Origin of the sequence: Azospirillum palustre (assembly GCF_002573965.1) — a bacterium.
In the GTDB taxonomy this organism is placed as follows: domain Bacteria; phylum Pseudomonadota; class Alphaproteobacteria; order Azospirillales; family Azospirillaceae; genus Azospirillum; species Azospirillum palustre.
In genome coordinates, this window is record NZ_PDKW01000041.1 from 399,995 (window position 1) to 417,237 (window position 17,243).

The following is a 17,243-nucleotide window of genomic DNA, read 5'->3' on the forward strand; positions in this document are numbered from 1 at the left end:
CGGCGCCGTCCGGCTCCCGGCCATCGCGGAACCCGACCATGTCCCACACCCTTTTCGACCATCTGCTGAACCCGGCCACCGATCCGGCCCGCCTCGCCATCGAAACCGCGGACGGCGGGCGTCTCTCCTATGGCGATCTGCGCGCCGCCACCGGCCGCATGGCGAACGCGCTGGTCGCCGCCGGCGTGCGCCCCGGCGACCGCGTCGCCGTGCAGGTCGAGAAGTCGGTCGAGGCGCTGGTGCTCTACCTCGCCTGCCTGCGGGCCGGGATGGTCTATCTGCCGCTGAACACCGCCTACACCCCGGCGGAGCTGAGCTATTTCGTCGGCGACGCCGAACCGGCCCTGGTGGTCTGCGACCCGGCGCGTCTCGACGCCACGGTGGCGCTCGCCGGGGCCGTCGCGGTGCGCACGCTGGACGCGCGCGGGCAGGGCAGCCTGACCGAGGCGGCGGCCGGACAGCCGGAGGAGTTCGCCACCGTCGCGCGCGGGCCGGACGATCTGGCCGCCATCCTCTACACCTCGGGCACCACCGGGCGGTCGAAGGGGGCGATGCTGACGCAGGAGAACCTGCTGTCCAACGCGCGGGTGCTCCAGTCCGAATGGCGCTTCGGGCCGGACGACGTGCTGCTGCACGCCCTGCCGATCTTCCACACCCACGGGCTGTTCGTCGCCTGCAACCTCGTGCTGCTGTCCGGCGCCTCGATGGTCCTGCTGCCGCGCTTCGACCCGGCCGACCTGCTGGCCCGGCTGCCGGCCGCCACGGTGATGATGGGGGTGCCGACCTTCTACACCCGCCTGCTCGGCCAGGAGGGGCTGACGCCGGAGGCGTGCCGGTCGATCCGGCTGTTCGTCTCCGGCTCCGCCCCGCTGCTGGCGGAAACCCACCGCGCCTGGGAGGAGCGCACCGGCCACCGCATCCTGGAGCGCTACGGCATGACCGAAACCGGCATGCTGACCTCCAACCCCTATGACGGCGACCGCGTGGCCGGCACCGTCGGCTTCCCGCTGCCGGGCGTCGATCTCCGCATCGCCGACCCGGCGACCGGCGCGCCGCTGACGGATGACGCCATCGGCGCCATCGAGGTGCGCGGCCCCAACGTCTTCAAGGGCTACTGGCGCATGCCGGAGAAGACGGCGGCGGAGTTCCGGCCGGACGGCTTCTTCATCACCGGCGACCTCGGCCGTGTCGATGGGCGGGGCTATGTCCACATCGTCGGGCGCGGCAAGGACCTGATCATCAGCGGCGGCTTCAACGTCTATCCCAAGGAGGTCGAGGGCGAGATCGACGAGCTGCCCGGCGTGCTGGAAAGCGCCGTGATCGGCATCCCCCATCCCGATTTCGGCGAGGCCGTCGTCGCCGTCGTGGTTGCCGACGGCACGGCACCCGTCACCGAGGCCACCGTCGCCGCCGCCCTGAAGGACCGGCTTGCCCGCTACAAGCAGCCCAAGCGGGTGGTGGTGGTGGACGAGCTGCCGCGCAACAGCATGGGCAAGGTGCAGAAGGCGCAGCTTCGCGATGCCCACGCGGGGGTGTTCGGATGAGCGGCGCCGCCCTGCCGCCGCTTCCCACGGAAATCCTGACCTCCGGGCCGTTGCGGGTCGCGGAAGCGTGGATCGACCTCTACGGCCACATGAACATGGCGCGCTATGTCGCCCTGTTCGACGAGGTCGGCTATGCCCTGCAAGAGCGCTGGGAGCTGGGGGAGACCTACACCGGCGAGACTCGGAAGGGGCTGTTCGTGGTCGATGTCGCCGTCAGCTACAAGCGGGAACTGACCGCCGGCACGCCGCTGACGCTGGCGCTGCGGCTGCTGGAGGCCGACGCCAAGCGGATTGTCAGCCTGATGGAGCTGCGCCGCGCCGACGACGGCACGCTGGCCGCGACGATGGAGCAGCTGTCCGTCCACGCCGATCTGACGACGCGGCGGGTCGTCCCGTTCGAACCGCCGGTCGCCGAGCGGCTGCGCGATCTGGCGGCTGTCCATGGCGCGCTGCCGCTGCCGGCCGGTCATCGGCGCCGGCTGACCTGCCGGGGGTAAGACCGGCGGCCGGTATCGGCCGCACCGCCATCGGCCGGAATTTTGCTGGCTATCAAAACAATACGGCCGCATGCAAGCTGTCCCGCATTGGGAAGCCGTCGTCGGTGGGCGCAAGCATGGTCGGTCGTCTTGGCGTTTGGGTGGTGCGGACTTTGGCAGGCATGGTCCTGCTGCTGCCGGGTGCCGGGGCTTCCGGCCAGGAGCGGCCGGGCGGGGCGGAGGCGATCACCGTCCTGACCTCCTTTCCCGCCGCCTTCTACGAGCCGGTGCGCGACGCGTTCGAGCAGGCTTATCCCGGCCGCCGCCTGGATGTGATCAACACCAAGACGACCGCGGCGATCACCCAGTTGCAGGATCGCGTGGCGAAGGACGTCGACCTCTTCTGGGCCTCGGCCCCCGACGCCTTCGAGGTGCTGAAGGCCGCCAGGCTGCTGGCGCCGGTGACGCCGCGTCCGACCGGTGCCCCGGCGACCGTCGGCAACCAGCCCATCGACGACCCCGACGGCCTGTATCTCGGCTTCGCGCTGTCGGGATACGGGCTGATCTGGGACCAGTCCTATCTCGACCGCCATGGCCTTGCCGCCCCGCGCCGCTGGGAGGATCTGCGCCGGCCCGGCTATGCCCGCCATCTCGGCATCACCTCGCCGTCCCGTTCCGGCACCATGCATCTGATGGTGGAGACGGTGCTGCAACTCCATGGCTGGGAACGCGGCTGGGCAACCTGGCTGGAGATCGCCGGCAATCTGGCGACGGTGACGGCGCGCAGCTATGGCGTGGTGGAAGGCGTCGGCAAGGGGCGCTTCGGCATCGGGCTCGCCATCGATTTCCTTGGGCAGGGGACGAGGCCGGAGTCCGGGCCGCGCGAGGGCGGGGAGATGGGTACTCTGCGCTTTGCCTATCCGGCCGACAGCGTTTTCCTGCCGGCCAGCGTGGCGATCCTGCGGACCGCCCCCAATCCGGCCGGCGCCAACCTGTTCATCGATTTCCTGCTGTCGCCGGCCGGGCAGGCCCTGATGCTGCGCCCCGACATAGGGCGCCTGCCGGTGCGGCCCGACGCCTACGCCGCGGCACCCGCCGGCTATCCGGCCCCTTACGCGCGGGAAACCGGCGACGACCTCTTCCTCTTCGACCGCGCCCTGTCCGGCCGCCGCTATGAGCTGGTCAATCTGCTGTTCGACGAGCTGATCACCTTCCGCGTGAAGACGCTCAACCGCGTCTGGCACCTGATCCACCAAGGCGAGAGCCGTCTCGCAACCACGCCCGATCCGACCGCGCGCGACCTGCTGCGCAAGGCCCGCGAGGCGGCGACGGCGGTCCCGGTCGATGCCGTCCAGGCCATCGACCCGGCCTTCTCCACCGCCCTGCGCCGGCCGGCGCGCGGCATGCCGGTGTCCGCCCGGCAGGGCGAGCTGGAGGAGGAATGGCGCGCCTTCTCGCAAGCCCGGCTGGAAACGGCGCTGTCGGCGGCGGAACGCGCGCTGGTGATCCTGCGCGCCGCGGCCGGCGAAGGGGTCTGGCCGTGAGCGCGCTGGCGACGCCCTCTTCCGGTGGCCTGTCGGCCCGGCCGGGCAACGGCACGGGCAGGCCGCGCTTCGGCATCCGGGCCCGGCTGTTCCTGGCCTTCGTCGCGGTTGCCACCCTGTCGGTGGTGGCCTGCGCGCTCGGCTGGCTGTCCTACGACCGGTTGGGCGGCACGCTGGACGAGTTCGCCGAAAGCCACCTGCCGGCCCTGGGCGTCGCCGCCAAGCTGGCGGAGGAGGGCGGCGCCATCATCGCCACCGCCCCCATCCTGGCCGGCAGCCGGACCGAGGACGAGATGGACGCGATCCGCGACGCGCTCGGCCGCCGCCTGTCCACCTTGAGAGCGCTGACCGGCGCCATCGAAGGCGGCGTTCCTGGCCTGCGCCCGGTGGTGGACTCGCTGGGCCGCAATCTGGCGGCGCTGGACGGCACGGTGCGCCAGCGGCTGGCGCTCGCCCGCCGGAACCAGGAGGCCATCGAACGGCTGCGCTGGCTGCATGCCGATTTCCTCGACGAGATCGATCCCCTGGTCGCCGACGCCCGCTTCAACATCCAGAGCGCGCTCGCCACGGTGGAGAGCGGGAAGCCGTCGGCCGATGCCGTCCGCATCCTGCGCGAGGAGAACCGGCGCAGCGAGGCGCTGTTGCAGATCGGCGCCAACGGAAACCTCGCGGTCGGGCTGGTCGCGCGGGCGGCGACGCTCGCCACGGCGGAGCTGCTCGACGACAATGCCGGCTTTCTGGACGAGACCGCCGACCGGCTGCAACGCGACCTGACGGCGCTGGCCGGCTGGGCGGACGGCGTCTCGCTGCGGCAGCTGGTGGGCCAGCTTCTCGACCTTGCGCGCGGAGCCGACGGCAGCGTGCCGGCGCTGCGCCGGGAGGAGCTGGAGACGGCGGCGCGCGGACAGGCCCTGCTGGCGGAGAACCGCGACATCGTCGCCCGGCTGAACGGGCTGATCGCCCGGCAGGTCCAGGCGGTGGAGCAGGATTCCCGCGCCGCCGCCGCGCGCTCCGCCGGGGCGGTGGCGTTCGGCCGCTCCGCCCTGCTGGCGAGCGCGCTGGTCAGCCTGCTGGTGGCGGTGCTGGTGGCCTGGCTCTACGTCAACCGCAACCTGATTTCCCGCCTGACCCGGCTGGGCGACGCCGCCCGCGCCATCGCCGCCGGCGACCTCAAGGCCGACATTCCGCTCGGCGGCGGCGACGAGCTGTCGGACATGGCGGCGGCGCTGCTGGTCTTCCGCGACACCGCCATCGCGGTGGAGGAGGCGAACGCCCAGGCGATCATCGACAATGCCCAGGCCGGGCTGGCGATCACCGACGCGCAGGGCGTGATCGAGTTCGTCAACCCGCTCGCCGCCGCGCTGATCGCGCCGCCGCCCGGCGTCCGGGAAGGGGAGGCAGGGGAGGCCGGGCGCCTCGCCGACCGTCTGGACGCGGAGGCCGCTGCCCGCCTTGCGGCTTTCTTCGTCCAGGCGCCGTTCGCTCAAGTCCCCGACGGGGCCGGCGGCCCGGCGCCCACCCTGTCGATCCTGGCGACCGGGCGCCGTCCGGACGGCGGCGCGGTTCCGGTGCAGGTCGGCGTCCGTCCCTTCTGGCGGCGCCAGCGGCAGCGCTTCATCGTCACCCTCACCGACATGACCGAGCGGCTGGAGGCCCAGCATGTGCTGGAGCGCACGGTGCAGGAGCGCACCACCGACCTGCGCGCCACCAACGACCGGCTGGAGCGCGCCATCGCCGAACACCAGCGCACCGAACGCGAGCTGCGAGAGGCGCAGGCGGAGCTGGTGCAGGCCGGCAAGCTGGCGGCGCTCGGCCAGCTCGCCGCCGGGGTCGGGCACGAGCTGAACCAGCCGCTGGCCGCCATCCGGTCCTACGCCCACAACGGGCGCAAGCTGATCGGGCTGGGCCGGGTCGAGGAGGCCGAGGGCAATCTCGGCAAGATCGCCGACCTGACGGCCCGCATGGCGAACATCACCAACCATCTGAAGCGCTTCGCCCGCCGTCCCGACAGCCGGCTGGGCGCGGTGGAGCTGGCGCCGGTGATCCAGGGTGCCCTGTCGCTGTTCGGCAACCGCCTGCGCGAGGAGGCGGTCGCGGTCGAGCTGGCGTTGCCGGATGCCGACCCCGCCTCCGGCACGCCCTTGCGGGTCCGCGCCGAGGAGGTGCGGCTGGAACAGGTGCTGGTCAATCTGCTGAGCAACGCGCTGGACGCCGTGGCCGGCGCGCCGGTGCGCCGCATCCTGATCCGCGCCGAGCTTGTTGAGGACGGGGAAGAGGGCGGCGCCGTCCGCATCGAGGTGCGCGACAGCGGCTCCGGCATCGCCGCCGATCCGGTCGCCCAGATCTTCGATCCCTTCTTCACCACCAAGCCGGTGGGGACGGGGCTGGGTCTCGGCCTGTCGATCTCCTACAACATCGTCCGCGACTTCGGCGGCGTGCTGTCGGTGGCCGAGAGCGGCCCCGATGGAACCGCCTTCGTCCTCACCTTGACCCGCGCGTGAAAGTCTCTGCCATGACTGTCCTGCTGATCGACGACGATCCGGAAGTGCTCGATTCCAGCCGCCAGACGCTGGAGCTGGAGGGCTTCGCCGTCGAGGCGGTGACCGAGCCGGAGGCCGGGCTGGCCCGGCTCGGCGCTTCCTGGCCCGGCGTGGTGGTGACCGACGTGCGCATGCCGGGGATGGACGGCTTCGCCCTGCTGGAGCGGGTGCGCGCGGCGGACTCGGAAGTGCCGGTGGTGCTGGTCACCGGCCATGGCGACATCGCCATGGCGATGCGCGCGGTCCGCGAGGGCGCCTACGACTTCATCGAGAAGCCGGCCGAGCCCGACCATCTGGTCGAGGTGGTGCGGCGCGCGCTCGCCCATCGCGGGCTGGTGCTGGAGAACCGCCGCCTGCGGGCGCAGCTGGCCGAGGGCGGGCCGGAGGGGCGGATCATCGGCCGGTCGCCGGCCATCGAGCATCTGCGGGCCGCCGTGGCGAACCTCGCCGATGCCGAGGTCGACGTGCTGCTGTTCGGCGAGACCGGGACGGGGAAGGAGCTGGTCGCGCGCAGCCTGCACGAGGGGGGCCGGCGGCGCGCCGGGAATTTCGTGGCGCTGAACTGCGGCGCCATGCCCGACACCATCATCGAGAGCGAGCTGTTCGGCCACGAGCCGGGCGCCTTCACCGGGGCGCAGGCGCGGCGCATCGGCAAGCTGGAATATGCGGCGGGCGGCACCCTGTTCCTCGACGAGATCGAGAGCATGCCGATGCATCTCCAGGTCAAGCTGCTGCGCGTGTTGCAGGAGCGGGCCATCGAGCGGATCGGCGGCAACCGGACGATCCCGCTCGATCTGCGGGTGGTGGCGGCGACCAAGGTGGATCTGCTGCGGCTGGCGGCGGAGGGGAAGTTCCGCGAGGATCTCTATTACCGCCTGAACGTCGTCACCGTGCCGCTGCCGCCCTTGCGCGAACGGCGCGGCGACGTGGCGCTGCTGTTCCGCCATTTCCTCGATGCGGCCCTGGCGCGGTCGCGCCGGACGCCGCCGCCGCTCGATCCCGTCCTGCTGGCGCGCCTCGCCGCCCATGGCTGGCCCGGCAATGTCCGCGAACTGCGCAACGTCGCCGAGCGGGTGGCGCTGGGGCTGGGCGACGGGCTGGCAGCGGTCGGCGCTTCCGCAGCCACGGTTGGATCTGTGGAGATCGAGCCGCTGGCCGACCGGCTCGACCGCGTCGAGAAGCAGCTGATCGAGGACGCGCTGGCCCGCTGCGGCGGCCGGGTCGGCGAGACGGCGGAGCGGCTGGGGATCACCCGCAAGACCCTCTACCTGAAGATGCGCCACCACGGCCTGAGCCGTGACGATTTCGCGGAGGAGTGAGAGGATTGATCCCTTGAACTATTTCACGAGCCCCCTCTCCCCTTGCGGGAGAGGGGTTGGGGTGAGGGGGTGCAAATCTCTTCCGCCTTCGGCGGATACCCCTCATCCCAACCCTTCTCCCGCAAGGGGAGAAGGGCCTCTTGCTTCCTCAAGCAATTGCTGTTGAAGAATTGAGGTGCGGGGGCGCGTGGATGTTCCCCGCATTACCCAGGCAAGCCGGGCGATGTTCCCGTCCTGACCCATCGATGCTGTGCAAAGCCAGAGCGTGCAAGGGCTGACCGTCTGGCACGCCGATTGCTGAATGGGCGAGCATAAGACATCAAGGGAGGGACAACACCCATGCTTCGCACCTCGCGCACCTTGCGCAACGCCGCCGCCGCCCTGGGCGTCCTGCTGCTGTCCGGCACCGCCGCCTTCGCGCAGGATGCCAGCGGCAAGCTCGTCATCGTCACCTCCTTCCCGAAGGACATGACGACCGCCTTCCAGCAGGCCTACCAGAAGGCCAACCCCAAGGTCGCGGTCGAGATCCTGAACCGCAACACCAACGCGGGCGTGAAGTATCTCCAGGAAACCGCGTCCAACAACGGCGTCGACCTGTTCTGGGCGTCGGCCCCCGACGCCTTCGAGGTGCTGAAGGGCGCCGGGCTGCTCCAGCCCTACAAGCCCAAGGTGGAGGGCATCCCCGAGAAGGTCGGCGCCTATCCGGTCAACGATCCCGAGGGGATGTATGCCGGCTTCGCCGCGTCCGGTTACGGCATCATGTGGAACAGCCGCTACATGAAGGCCAACGACCTGCCGATCCCCAAGGAATGGGCCGACCTGACCAAGCCGGCCTATTACGACCATGTCGCCATCTCCGCCCCGTCGCGCTCCGGCACGACGCACCTGACCATCGAGACGATCCTCCAGGGCGAGGGCTGGGAAAAGGGCTGGCGTACCAACAAGGAGATGGCCGGCAACTACCGCACCATCACCGAGCGCAGCTTCGGCGTGCCGGACGGGGTGAATTCCGGCGCCTTCGGCGTCGGCATCGTCATCGACTTCTTCGCGCTGTCGTCACAGGCCTCGGGCTTCCCGGTGGAGTTCGTCTACCCGACCGTCACCACCATCGTCCCGGCCAATGTCGGCGTCGTGAAGAACGCCCCCAACAAGGCCGCCGCCGAGGGCTTCGTCGATTTCCTGCTGTCGCCCAAGGGGCAGGAGGTCCTGCTGGAGCCGGCGATCCGCCGCCTGCCGGTCAACCCGGTCACCTATGAGAAGGCGCCCGCCGGCTATCCCAACCCGTTCAAGGACAAGTCGCTGGGCGCGCAGGTGAACTTCGACGTGAACGTCTCGCAGGCCCGCTACAATGTGGTGGACGCGCTGTTCGACCAGCTCGTCACCTTCCAGCTCGACGACCTCAAGGCGGCGACCCAGTCCATCCACAAGGCCGAGGCGGCGCTCGCCAAGAAGCCGAACGACAAGGCCAAGGCCCTGCTGGCCGAGGCGCGCGACCTCGTCGCCGCCATGCCGGTGACGGCGGAACAGGCCGCCGACCCGCAACTGGCCGGCGCCTTCACGGTGGAGCGCAAGTCGGCCAAGGACGCGGTGCCGGAGCGCCAGGCGCAGGTCGAGCAGAAGTGGGCCGCCTTCGCCAAGGAGAACTACGCCAACGCCCGCAAGAAGGCCGACGAGGCGGCTGCCCTGGCGCGTTGATGCCGTTGCGCTGACGCTGGTTGCGTCAGCCTAGGGGGGCGCTCTCCAGGCGCCCCCTCCTTTCTCCTCAGCCCGACAGGCCTTTCCATGACGTCACTTGCGCTCACGCGCGACCGCATCGCGCGCGTGCGGCCGGGGCCGGCGCTGGCCGCGCTGCTGATCGCCGCATTCCTGCTGCTGTTCCTGGTCGTTCCGGTGGTCCAGGTCATCTTCGTCGCCTTCCAGGACAAGACGACCGGCGCCTTCACCCTGGTGAACTTCGCCGATTTCTTCCAGAACGACCTGTTCATGCGGTCCTTCGGGAACTCCTTCTACGTCTCGGCGATGTCGGTGGTGGTGGCGAGCCTGCTGGCGCTGCCGCTGGCATACCTGACCACGCGCTTCGAGTTCCGCGGCTCGGTGCTGATCCAGAGCCTGGGCATCATCCCGCTGATCATGCCGCCCTTCATCGGCGCGGTGGCGATGCAGCTGCTGTTCGGGCGCAACGGCTCGGTCAACCTGCTGCTGCGCGACCATTTAGGCTTTTCGATCCCCTTCATGGAGGGGCTGAACGGCGTCATCTTCGTCCAGAGCATCCATTATTTCCCCTTCATCCTGATCAACCTGTCGGCCAGCCTGAAGAACATCGACCGGGCGATGGAGGAATCGGCGCAGAATCTCGGCTGCCACGGCTTCCGCCTGTTCCGCCGCATCGTCTTCCCGCTGGCGATGCCGGGCTATGTCGCCGGCGCCTCGCTGGTCTTCATCAAGGTGTTCGACGATCTCGGCACGCCGCTGCTGCTGAACGTCAACGACATGCTGGCGCCGCAGGCCTACCTGCGCATCTCCTCCATCGGCATCGCCGACCCGATGGGCTACGTCATCTCGGTCGTGCTGATCGCCTGCTCGCTGCTGGCGCTGTGGGTGTCGGCGCTGGCGATGCGCGGCAAGGACTATGCCACGGTGCAGCGCGGTGGTGGCGGCCTCGCCAAGCGGCGCCTGAAGCCGCTGGAGATGGTGGCGGCCTACGGCATCGTGCTGCTGATCCTGGTGCTGGTGCTGGCGCCGCATGTCGGGCTGGGGCTCCTGTCCTTCGCCACCATCTGGTCCTTCAGCCCGCTGCCCGACGCCTTCACGCTGAAGCACTACCACACCGTCTTCTCCGAGAGCGGGCAGTACATCACCAACACGCTGCTCTACGCCTCGCTGGCGGCGCTGCTCGACGTGGTGATCGGCACCGCCATCGCCTATCTGGTCCTGCGTACCAAGCTGCCGGGCCGGCAATGGCTGGACTACATCGCGATGGCGGCGCTGGCGGTGCCGGGCGTCGTGCTGGGCATCGGCTATCTGCGCAGCTTCTACGGCGTGCCGATGCCCTTCACCGGCCAGCCGCTGTCCAACTTCTGGCTGATCCTGGTCTTCGCGCTGGCGATCCGCCGCCTGCCCTACGCGCTGCGCGCCTGCACCGCCGCCTTGCAGCAGGTCAGCTCCTCGCTGGAGGAGGCGGCCGAGAATCTGGGCGCCACCAAGCTGCGCACCGTCGGGCGCATCGTCGTGCCGCTGATGTCCGGCGGCATCCTCGCCGGCTTCGTCACCAGCTTCGCCACCGCGGCGGTCGAGCTGTCGGCGACCATCATGCTGGTGCATTCGCAGAGCGACGCGCCGCTGGCCTACGGCCTCTACGTCTACATGCAGTCGGCGGCCGGTCGCGGTCCGGGGGCGGCGCTGGGCATCTTCGCCGTCATCATCGTCGGGCTTGGCACCTACCTGTCGCACGTCGTCATCGAGCGCGGCCGCCGCGAGCGCGGCCAGGACCACTGAGGGAAGCCATCGTCATGAACCACCAGTTTTCCGACCAACGGTTTTCCTCCGCCGCGCTGGCTGCGCAAATCCAGAGCGTCGGCGTCGACATCGAGGGCGTCAACCTGTCCTATGGCACAAACCATGTGCTGAAGGACGTGAATCTCGCAATCAAGCCGGGCGAGTTCTTCGCCTTCCTCGGCCCCTCGGGCTGCGGCAAGACCACGCTTTTGCGGCTGATCGCCGGCTTCAACACCGCCCAGCGCGGCGAGGTCCGCATCGGCGGGCGCGACATCTCCACCCTGCCGCCGCACCGGCGCGACGTCGGCATGGTGTTCCAGAGCTACGCGCTGTGGCCGCACATGACCGTGCGCCGCAACGTCGCCTTCGGGCTGGAGGAGCGCCGCGTCCCCCGCGCCGAGATCGAGCGGCGGGTGGACGCCGCCCTTGAGCTGGTCGGGCTGAAGCATCTGGCCGACCGCCGCCCCTCGCAGCTGTCGGGCGGCCAGCAGCAGCGCGTGGCGCTGGCGCGCACCGTGGTGATCGAGCCCAAGATCCTGCTGCTCGACGAGCCATTGTCCAACCTCGACGCCAAGCTGCGCGTGCAGATGCGCCAGGAGCTGCTGAGCCTCCAGCGCAAGCTCGGCCTGACCACCATCTTCGTCACCCACGACCAGGAGGAGGCCAACACCATCTGCGACCGCATCGCGGTGATGGAGGACGGCCGGGTGCAGCAGGTCGGCACCCCACAGGATCTCTACGACCATCCGGCCAACCTGTTCGTCGCCGGCTTCCTCGGCACCGCCAACGTGCTGGACGGCACGGTGCGGGACGACGGGGCCGGGGGTCGCGCCTTCGTCGGCACCGGCTTCACCCCGGTGGCGCTGCCGGCGGCGGAGGCCGGAACCGGGGCTGGGGGCAAGCTGATGTTCCGGCCGCAGAACCTCGCCATCCGCACCGACGGCGGGCCGCCGGCCCCTGGACACTCCCGGCTGACCGGCACCGTCCGCCACCGCGAGTTCCTCGGCGCGTCGATCCGCTATGCGGTGGATGTCGGCGGGCAGCTGGTTCAGGTGGACGCGCCGCATCAGGCGGGCGATGCTCTGCTCCCCCCGGATGCCCCGATCATCCTCGACCTCGCGGCCGACAAGGCCCGCTTCCTTCGCCAGTAAGGTGCCGCAATCGTGACCGATACCGTGAACCGCCCCGCCATCCGCGCCGTCGCCTTCGACCTCGACGGCACGCTGGTGGACAGCGTGGCCGACCTGATGCATGCCTCCAACGCCCTGCTGGCCGAGCTGGGGCGCCCGCCGGTCGATCTGGCGGCGGTGCGCTCCTTCGTCGGCGACGGAGCGCCCAAGCTGGTGGAGCGCGTGCTGGCCGCCACCGGCGGGGTTCCGGCTGCGGACGAGACCGCCCGCTGCGTCAAGCGCTTCCTGGCGATCTACGAGGCCGACCCCAGCGCCCACAGCATGCTCTACCCCGGCGTCGCCGAAACGCTGGGCCGGCTGGCGGAGGCCGGGCTGCGGCTCGGCGTCTGCACCAACAAGCCGATGGCGGCCACCCTGCGGCTGCTCGACGATCTCGGCATCGCCGGCCGCTTCGCCGCGGTGGTCGGCGGCGACAGCTACCCGACCCGCAAGCCGTCGCCGGAGCCGGTGCTGGGGCTGCTGGAGCGGCTGGAGGTCACGCCGGCGGAGACCGTCTTCGTCGGCGACAACGAGCATGACGTGGCAGCCGCCCGCGCCGCCGGGGTGGCGCGGGTGCTGGTGGTTCCCTATGGCTATGCCCGCGTTCCGCTTGACGGCCTGCCGCATGACGGCATCCTCGGCGGCTTCGCCGATCTGGCAGGGCGGCTGTCATGCTGAGGTCGGCGATCTTCTGCCGGCATGGCGAGACGGAGAGCAATCTCGGCGGCTGGCTCGCCGGCTCGAAGGACGTAGCGCTGACCGAGCGGGGCCGGGCGCAGGCGCGGGAGGCCGCCGCCTGCCTGCTCGCAGGGGGCCAGTTGGTGACTGCGGTCCACAGCAGCCCGCAGCGCCGGGCCCTGGAGACGGCGGGCATCCTGGCGGAGGCGCTGGGCGTTCCGGTGATCCCGGTGGCCGGGCTGGAGGAGCGGCGCTGGGGCGATCTCGAAGGCGGCGCCATCCCGGCCGACCTGCTGCGGGAGGAGGTGCCGAACGGTGAAAGCCTGACCGGCTTCCGCGCCCGCGTCACCGCGGCGCTCGACGGGCTGCCGGTGCCCGGCGACGGCGGCCCGCTGCTGATCGTCGCCCATGCCGGCACCTGGCCGGTGCTCTGCCGCTGGATGGGGGTCGAGTCCGACCTGCTGTGGCCGCCCAACGCCTCGCCCGTCACCCTGACGCGGGAGGGGGTGGCGGCCCAGTGAGCGACCGTGTGAGCGGCCTTCGGGCGGAGGCCGCATAAAACAGGAGTCGCCAAACAATCCGTCCTTGTCATAGTATGCAATTCCATATCTGTCCGACGTCACGCCAGGGGGCCGCGGCTGGGTTTCAGCAGTGGTCCCGACGTGACGGAGCGGGCCGGAGCAATGGCGCTCCAATCCGGGCCGACCGCCCTGATTGGGGCTTTTTTTGTTTTTATTTTCAACCGGGTCGCTGCCGGTTGGCCATTGACGGGTTTGGGCGGCGGGCTTTTGCGCGGATTACGGCTGCGAGCGTGACGAAGAGGTGGATGCAGATGGATTGTACCCCCAAGAGCGGTGAACCGTGGAGAGTCGGCGTGCTGTTCTCGCAGACCGGGGTCACGGCGGGAATCGAACGCACCCAGCTTCAGGGCACGCTGATGGCAATCGAGGAGATCAATGCCGGCGGCGGGGTCGATGGCCGGGAGATCCTGCCGGTCGTCCGGGATCCGCAATCCGATCCGGCGCTGTTCTCGGCGCTCGCCGAGCGGCTGATGACCGAGGAACGGGTCAGCGTCCTGTTCGGCTGCTACATGTCGAGCACGCGCAAGGCGATCCTGCCGGTGGTGGAGCGGCGCAACGGGCTGCTGCTCTATTCGACCCTCTATGAGGGGTTCGAATGCTCGCGCAACGTCATCTACACCGGCGCCGCCCCCAACCAGAACGGCCGGCAGCTGGCCGACTATCTGACGCGGGAATATGGCAGCCGCGTCTACATGGTGGGGTCGGACTACATCTATCCCTATGAATCCAGCCGGATCATGCGGGAGCTGGTGCTCCAGCGGTCGGGCAAGATCCTCGCCGAGAAGTACCTGCCGCTGAACGCGACGCAGAAGGCGTTCGCCCCGGTCATCCGCGACATCCGGCGCAAGCAGCCGGACTTCATCTTCTCCACGGTGGTCGGCGCCGCCACCGCGCACCTCTACCACGCCTATGCCGAGGCCGGGTTCGATCCGGCGCGGATGCCGATTGCCAGCCTGACCACCAGCGAGGCGGAAATCAGCGACATCGGCGTCGCCGCCTCGCGCGGGCATGTCACCGCCGCCCCCTATTTCGATTCCATCGACAGCGAGGCGAACCGCCGGTTCGTCGCCCGCTACCGCGAGCGGTTCGGGGAGCATGAGCGGACCAACGCGTCGTGCGAGGCCGCCTATTTCCAGGTCCATCTGTTCGCCCAGGCCCTGCGCATCGCCAGCTGCATGGACACCGACCGGCTGCGCGACGCCATCTTCGGGCAGGAGTTCGATGCGCCGCAGGGGCGGGTGCGGATCGATCCCGACAACAACCACACCTACCTGTGGCCGCGCGTCGGCCGGGTCGATGCGGAGGGCCGGTTCGAGATCGTCGCGGAGTCGCCGGTGGCGATGAAGCCCGATCCGTATCTGGTCGATCACAACGCCGCCGACGAGGCGGACATCCGCTGGCGGCGGCAGGCCGCGGTCTGACCGCAAACGGGGCGAACGCCGCATGTCGATCAACCTGCTCCGCGACATCCGCTCCTTTCGCGTGGTGGTCATCCACCCGCAGGACGCCGAGGCGGAGGAGCTGCTGCGCCAGCTCCACCGCATCGGCTGCCAGGCCCGGTCCGAATGGCCGCCGCCCAAGGACCGCCCCAGCGGCGTCGATCTGATCTTCCTCGACATGACCCAGCTGTTGTCGGGACAGGGACGGCTTGCCTGGTCCAGCGCCGACGACGGGCCGCCCATCGTCGCCGTTCTCGACTATGAGAGCCCGACGGTGCTGAAGGCCCTGGTCGATTACGGGGTGCGCGGCTTCGTCAGCAAGCCGATCCGCGCCTTCGGCCTGCTGACCACCATGTTCATGGCCCACCGCGCCGCGGAGGGCGAGCGCGGCATGCGCAAGCGCCTCCAGAAGGTCGAGCAGCGGCTGGACGGCATCAAGAAGGTGAGCAAGGCCAAGGCGATCCTGATCGAGCAGCGGCGCATCACCGAGGAGGAGGCCTACCGCTTCATCCGCGACCGCGCCATGGCCCGGCGGACGACCATCGAGGCGGTCGCCGCCGCCATCATCGACGCCAGCGAAATGCTTATGGCGGAAAATCCGACCCGCTGATCATTTTTGATATTGACGGTAAGGCGGCGCATTGTGCATCTTACTGAGCAACCGAAGCAAATCGCCCGCGTCCGCCAATGATGTCGGATCGACGGGCAGGCGATGAAGCCCCTGAAGGTGTGACAGCCTTGCCGGGGCTTTTTTGTGTTCGAACCTGACGTACCGACGCGCACTCCGGCACCACAGATGCGAGGGACGCCGATGGATGGGTTTGTGCAGGGATAAGTCCGACCGTTCGATGCTTATGGCCCGACGCGGTTAGTCCATTGCCGCGCAGCGGATATTCTTGTCCGGCGCCCGATCCATTCGGAGCCGACGGGACCGATACTGGATATTGGACGCCACCATTCGTTGAATATTTTAAAATCAGCTCACACGACTTGAGACCGCACTGGCCTTGAGACCGCATCAGGCACGCCCCCGCCGATGACGCCGGGAGTTCGTGCCGAGGCAATGAAGCCCCAGCAGGCCGCCGGCCTGGGTGGGGCTTTTTTGTGCGCTCTCCTGTCCGTGCCGAAGAACTGCAAAGAACAGGCAAACGAGGAGGAAACACGTCATGACCTTCACACGGCGTAATTTTCTGAAATCGACGGCTGTCGCCGGGGTGGCCGGATCGGTCGGCTTCCCGCACATCTGGATCAAGGACAGCGGCGCCGCCTGGGCGGCGAACGGCGAGATCAAGGTCGGCGTCCTCTTCTCGCTGACCGGCACCACCGCGGTCGTCGAGAAGTCGATGCACAACGCCACCATGATGGCCATCGACGAGATCAACGCCGGCGGCGGCATCAACGGGATGAAGCTGACCGCAATCGTCGAGGATCCGGCCTCCGACCCCGCCACCTTCGCCGACAAGGCCAACAAGCTGGTGCTGAACGACAAGTGCGTCAGCGTCTTCGGCTCCTACACCTCCGCCTCGCGCAAGGCGGTGCTGCCGGTCTTCGAGAAGCGCAAGAACCTCTACTGGTATCCGACGCTCTATGAAGGCCGCGAGTGTTCGAAGAACGTCATGTACACCGGGGCGGTGCCCAACCAGCAGCAGAAGGAGTTCATTCCCTGGCTGGTCAAGACGTTCGGCAAGAAATTCTACCTGATCGGCTCCAACTACATCTATCCCAAGGAAGAGAACAACGTCTGCAAGATCCTGCTGAAGGAGCTGGGCGGCGAGGTGGTCGGCGAGGAATATGTGCCGCTCGGCCATTCCGAATTCGGCTCGGTGCTGAACAAGTTCCGCGAGACCAAGCCGGACGTGATCTTCTCCACCGTGGTCGGCGACAGCGTGATCGCGCTGCACAAGCAGTACAAGGCGGCGGGCTTCAGCCCCGACAAAATGCCGATGGCGAGCCTGACCACGTCTGAGGTGGAGATCGCGGCGATGGGCGGCGAGTATGCCGCCGGCCACTTCACCTCCGCCCCCTATTTCATGGGCCACCAGTCCAAGGAGAACGAGGTCTTCGTCGAGAATTACCGCAAGCGCTTCGGCAAGGACTCGGTGACGCACTTCGTGTCGGAGGCGGCCTATTTCCAGATGCACCTGTTCCGCAAGGCGGTGGAGAAAATCGGCAAGGGCGACGTCACCCCCATCGCCGTCCGCGACGCCACCGCGGGGCTGGAGATCATGGCGCCGCAGGGCAAGGTGAAGGTCGATGGCGACAATCTGCACTGCTACCTGTGGCCGAAGATCGGCCAGGCCCAGGCAGACGGCCAGTTCAAGGTCATCCAGCAATCGTCGGATTGGGTGAAGCCGGAACCCTACTGGGCCTATCCGGGCCAGAGCTGCACCAAGGACGGCCTGAAGGGTGCGTGAGCAATGAACGGGCAGGGGAGGGCGTCGCCCGACGCTCTCCCCGT

At 69.2% G+C, this 17,243-nt stretch carries 13 protein-coding genes; all 13 read left to right on the forward strand.

Annotation, left to right across the window (positions count from 1 at the left end):
* The first annotated feature begins 38 nt into the window (after positions 1-38).
* The 13 genes from CRT60_RS15480 (at position 39) to CRT60_RS15540 (ending at position 17,199) form a co-directional block, all read left to right on the forward strand.
* Positions 39-1,544, forward strand: a complete 1,506-nt coding sequence (locus CRT60_RS15480) for a malonate--CoA ligase (protein WP_098737376.1) — start codon at positions 39-41, stop codon at positions 1,542-1,544.
* Entirely contained in the window at positions 1,541-2,041 is a 501-nt protein-coding gene (locus CRT60_RS15485) for a thioesterase family protein (RefSeq protein ID WP_098737377.1), read from the forward strand. Before CRT60_RS15480 ends, CRT60_RS15485 begins: the two co-directional genes overlap by 4 nt.
* A 161-nt stretch (positions 2,042-2,202) precedes the next feature.
* A complete protein-coding gene (locus CRT60_RS15490) occupies positions 2,203-3,564 on the forward strand; it encodes an ABC transporter substrate-binding protein (RefSeq protein WP_244592519.1) in 1,362 nt (453 codons plus the stop codon).
* On the forward strand, positions 3,561-6,065 hold the full coding sequence (locus CRT60_RS37535; RefSeq protein WP_280177225.1) for an ATP-binding protein: 2,505 nt from the start codon (positions 3,561-3,563) through the stop codon (positions 6,063-6,065). Before CRT60_RS15490 ends, CRT60_RS37535 begins: the two co-directional genes overlap by 4 nt.
* Positions 6,066-6,076: 11 nt before the next feature.
* A complete protein-coding gene (locus tag CRT60_RS15500; RefSeq protein ID WP_098737380.1) occupies positions 6,077-7,423 on the forward strand; it encodes a sigma-54-dependent transcriptional regulator in 1,347 nt (448 codons plus the stop codon).
* Positions 7,424-7,762: 339 nt separating this feature from the next.
* Entirely contained in the window at positions 7,763-9,118 is a 1,356-nt protein-coding gene (locus CRT60_RS15505; protein WP_098737382.1) for an extracellular solute-binding protein, read from the forward strand.
* Positions 9,119-9,205: 87 nt separating this feature from the next.
* The gene (locus CRT60_RS15510) at positions 9,206-10,918 is read left to right on the forward strand and encodes an ABC transporter permease (RefSeq protein ID WP_098737384.1); all 1,713 of its coding nucleotides are present in this window, start codon (positions 9,206-9,208) and stop codon (positions 10,916-10,918) included.
* A gap of 14 nt (positions 10,919-10,932) precedes the next feature.
* Positions 10,933-12,069, forward strand: a complete 1,137-nt coding sequence (locus CRT60_RS15515; RefSeq protein ID WP_098737386.1) for an ABC transporter ATP-binding protein — start codon at positions 10,933-10,935, stop codon at positions 12,067-12,069.
* A gap of 12 nt (positions 12,070-12,081) precedes the next feature.
* A complete protein-coding gene (gene gph, locus CRT60_RS15520; protein ID WP_098737388.1) occupies positions 12,082-12,765 on the forward strand; it encodes a phosphoglycolate phosphatase in 684 nt (227 codons plus the stop codon).
* The gene (locus CRT60_RS15525) at positions 12,759-13,286 is read left to right on the forward strand and encodes a histidine phosphatase family protein (protein ID WP_098737389.1); all 528 of its coding nucleotides are present in this window, start codon (positions 12,759-12,761) and stop codon (positions 13,284-13,286) included. The genes gph and CRT60_RS15525 overlap by 7 nt, the downstream gene beginning before the upstream one ends.
* Before the next feature lie 311 nt (positions 13,287-13,597).
* Positions 13,598-14,767: a transporter substrate-binding domain-containing protein gene (locus CRT60_RS15530; RefSeq protein WP_098737880.1), complete on the forward strand. Its 1,170-nt coding sequence runs from the start codon at positions 13,598-13,600 to the stop codon at positions 14,765-14,767.
* Positions 14,768-14,789: 22 nt separating this feature from the next.
* Entirely contained in the window at positions 14,790-15,395 is a 606-nt protein-coding gene (locus tag CRT60_RS15535) for an ANTAR domain-containing response regulator (protein ID WP_098737391.1), read from the forward strand.
* Between the two features lie 556 nt (positions 15,396-15,951).
* Positions 15,952-17,199 (forward strand): transporter substrate-binding protein, encoded by a 1,248-nt coding sequence (locus CRT60_RS15540; RefSeq protein WP_098737393.1) that lies wholly within the window; start codon positions 15,952-15,954, stop codon positions 17,197-17,199.
* Positions 17,200-17,243: the final 44 nt, after the last annotated feature.

Excerpts from the sequence above, each read along its gene's own strand:
- CRT60_RS15540 (WP_098737393.1), top strand. The coding sequence starts at position 15,952 with ATGACCTTCACACGGCGTAATTTTCTGAAATCGACGGCTGTCGCCGGG.
- CRT60_RS15480 (WP_098737376.1), top strand. The coding sequence starts at position 39 with ATGTCCCACACCCTTTTCGACCATCTGCTGAACCCGGCCACCGATCCG.
- CRT60_RS15490 (WP_244592519.1), top strand. The coding sequence starts at position 2,203 with ATGGTCCTGCTGCTGCCGGGTGCCGGGGCTTCCGGCCAGGAGCGGCCG.
- CRT60_RS15505 (WP_098737382.1), top strand. The coding sequence starts at position 7,763 with ATGCTTCGCACCTCGCGCACCTTGCGCAACGCCGCCGCCGCCCTGGGC.
- CRT60_RS15510 (WP_098737384.1), top strand. The coding sequence starts at position 9,206 with ATGACGTCACTTGCGCTCACGCGCGACCGCATCGCGCGCGTGCGGCCG.
- CRT60_RS15535 (WP_098737391.1), top strand. The coding sequence starts at position 14,790 with ATGTCGATCAACCTGCTCCGCGACATCCGCTCCTTTCGCGTGGTGGTC.
- CRT60_RS15500 (WP_098737380.1), top strand. The coding sequence starts at position 6,077 with ATGACTGTCCTGCTGATCGACGACGATCCGGAAGTGCTCGATTCCAGC.
- CRT60_RS15525 (WP_098737389.1), top strand. The coding sequence starts at position 12,759 with ATGCTGAGGTCGGCGATCTTCTGCCGGCATGGCGAGACGGAGAGCAAT.
- CRT60_RS15530 (WP_098737880.1), top strand. The coding sequence starts at position 13,598 with ATGGATTGTACCCCCAAGAGCGGTGAACCGTGGAGAGTCGGCGTGCTG.
- CRT60_RS15515 (WP_098737386.1), top strand. The coding sequence starts at position 10,933 with ATGAACCACCAGTTTTCCGACCAACGGTTTTCCTCCGCCGCGCTGGCT.
- CRT60_RS15485 (WP_098737377.1), top strand. The coding sequence starts at position 1,541 with ATGAGCGGCGCCGCCCTGCCGCCGCTTCCCACGGAAATCCTGACCTCC.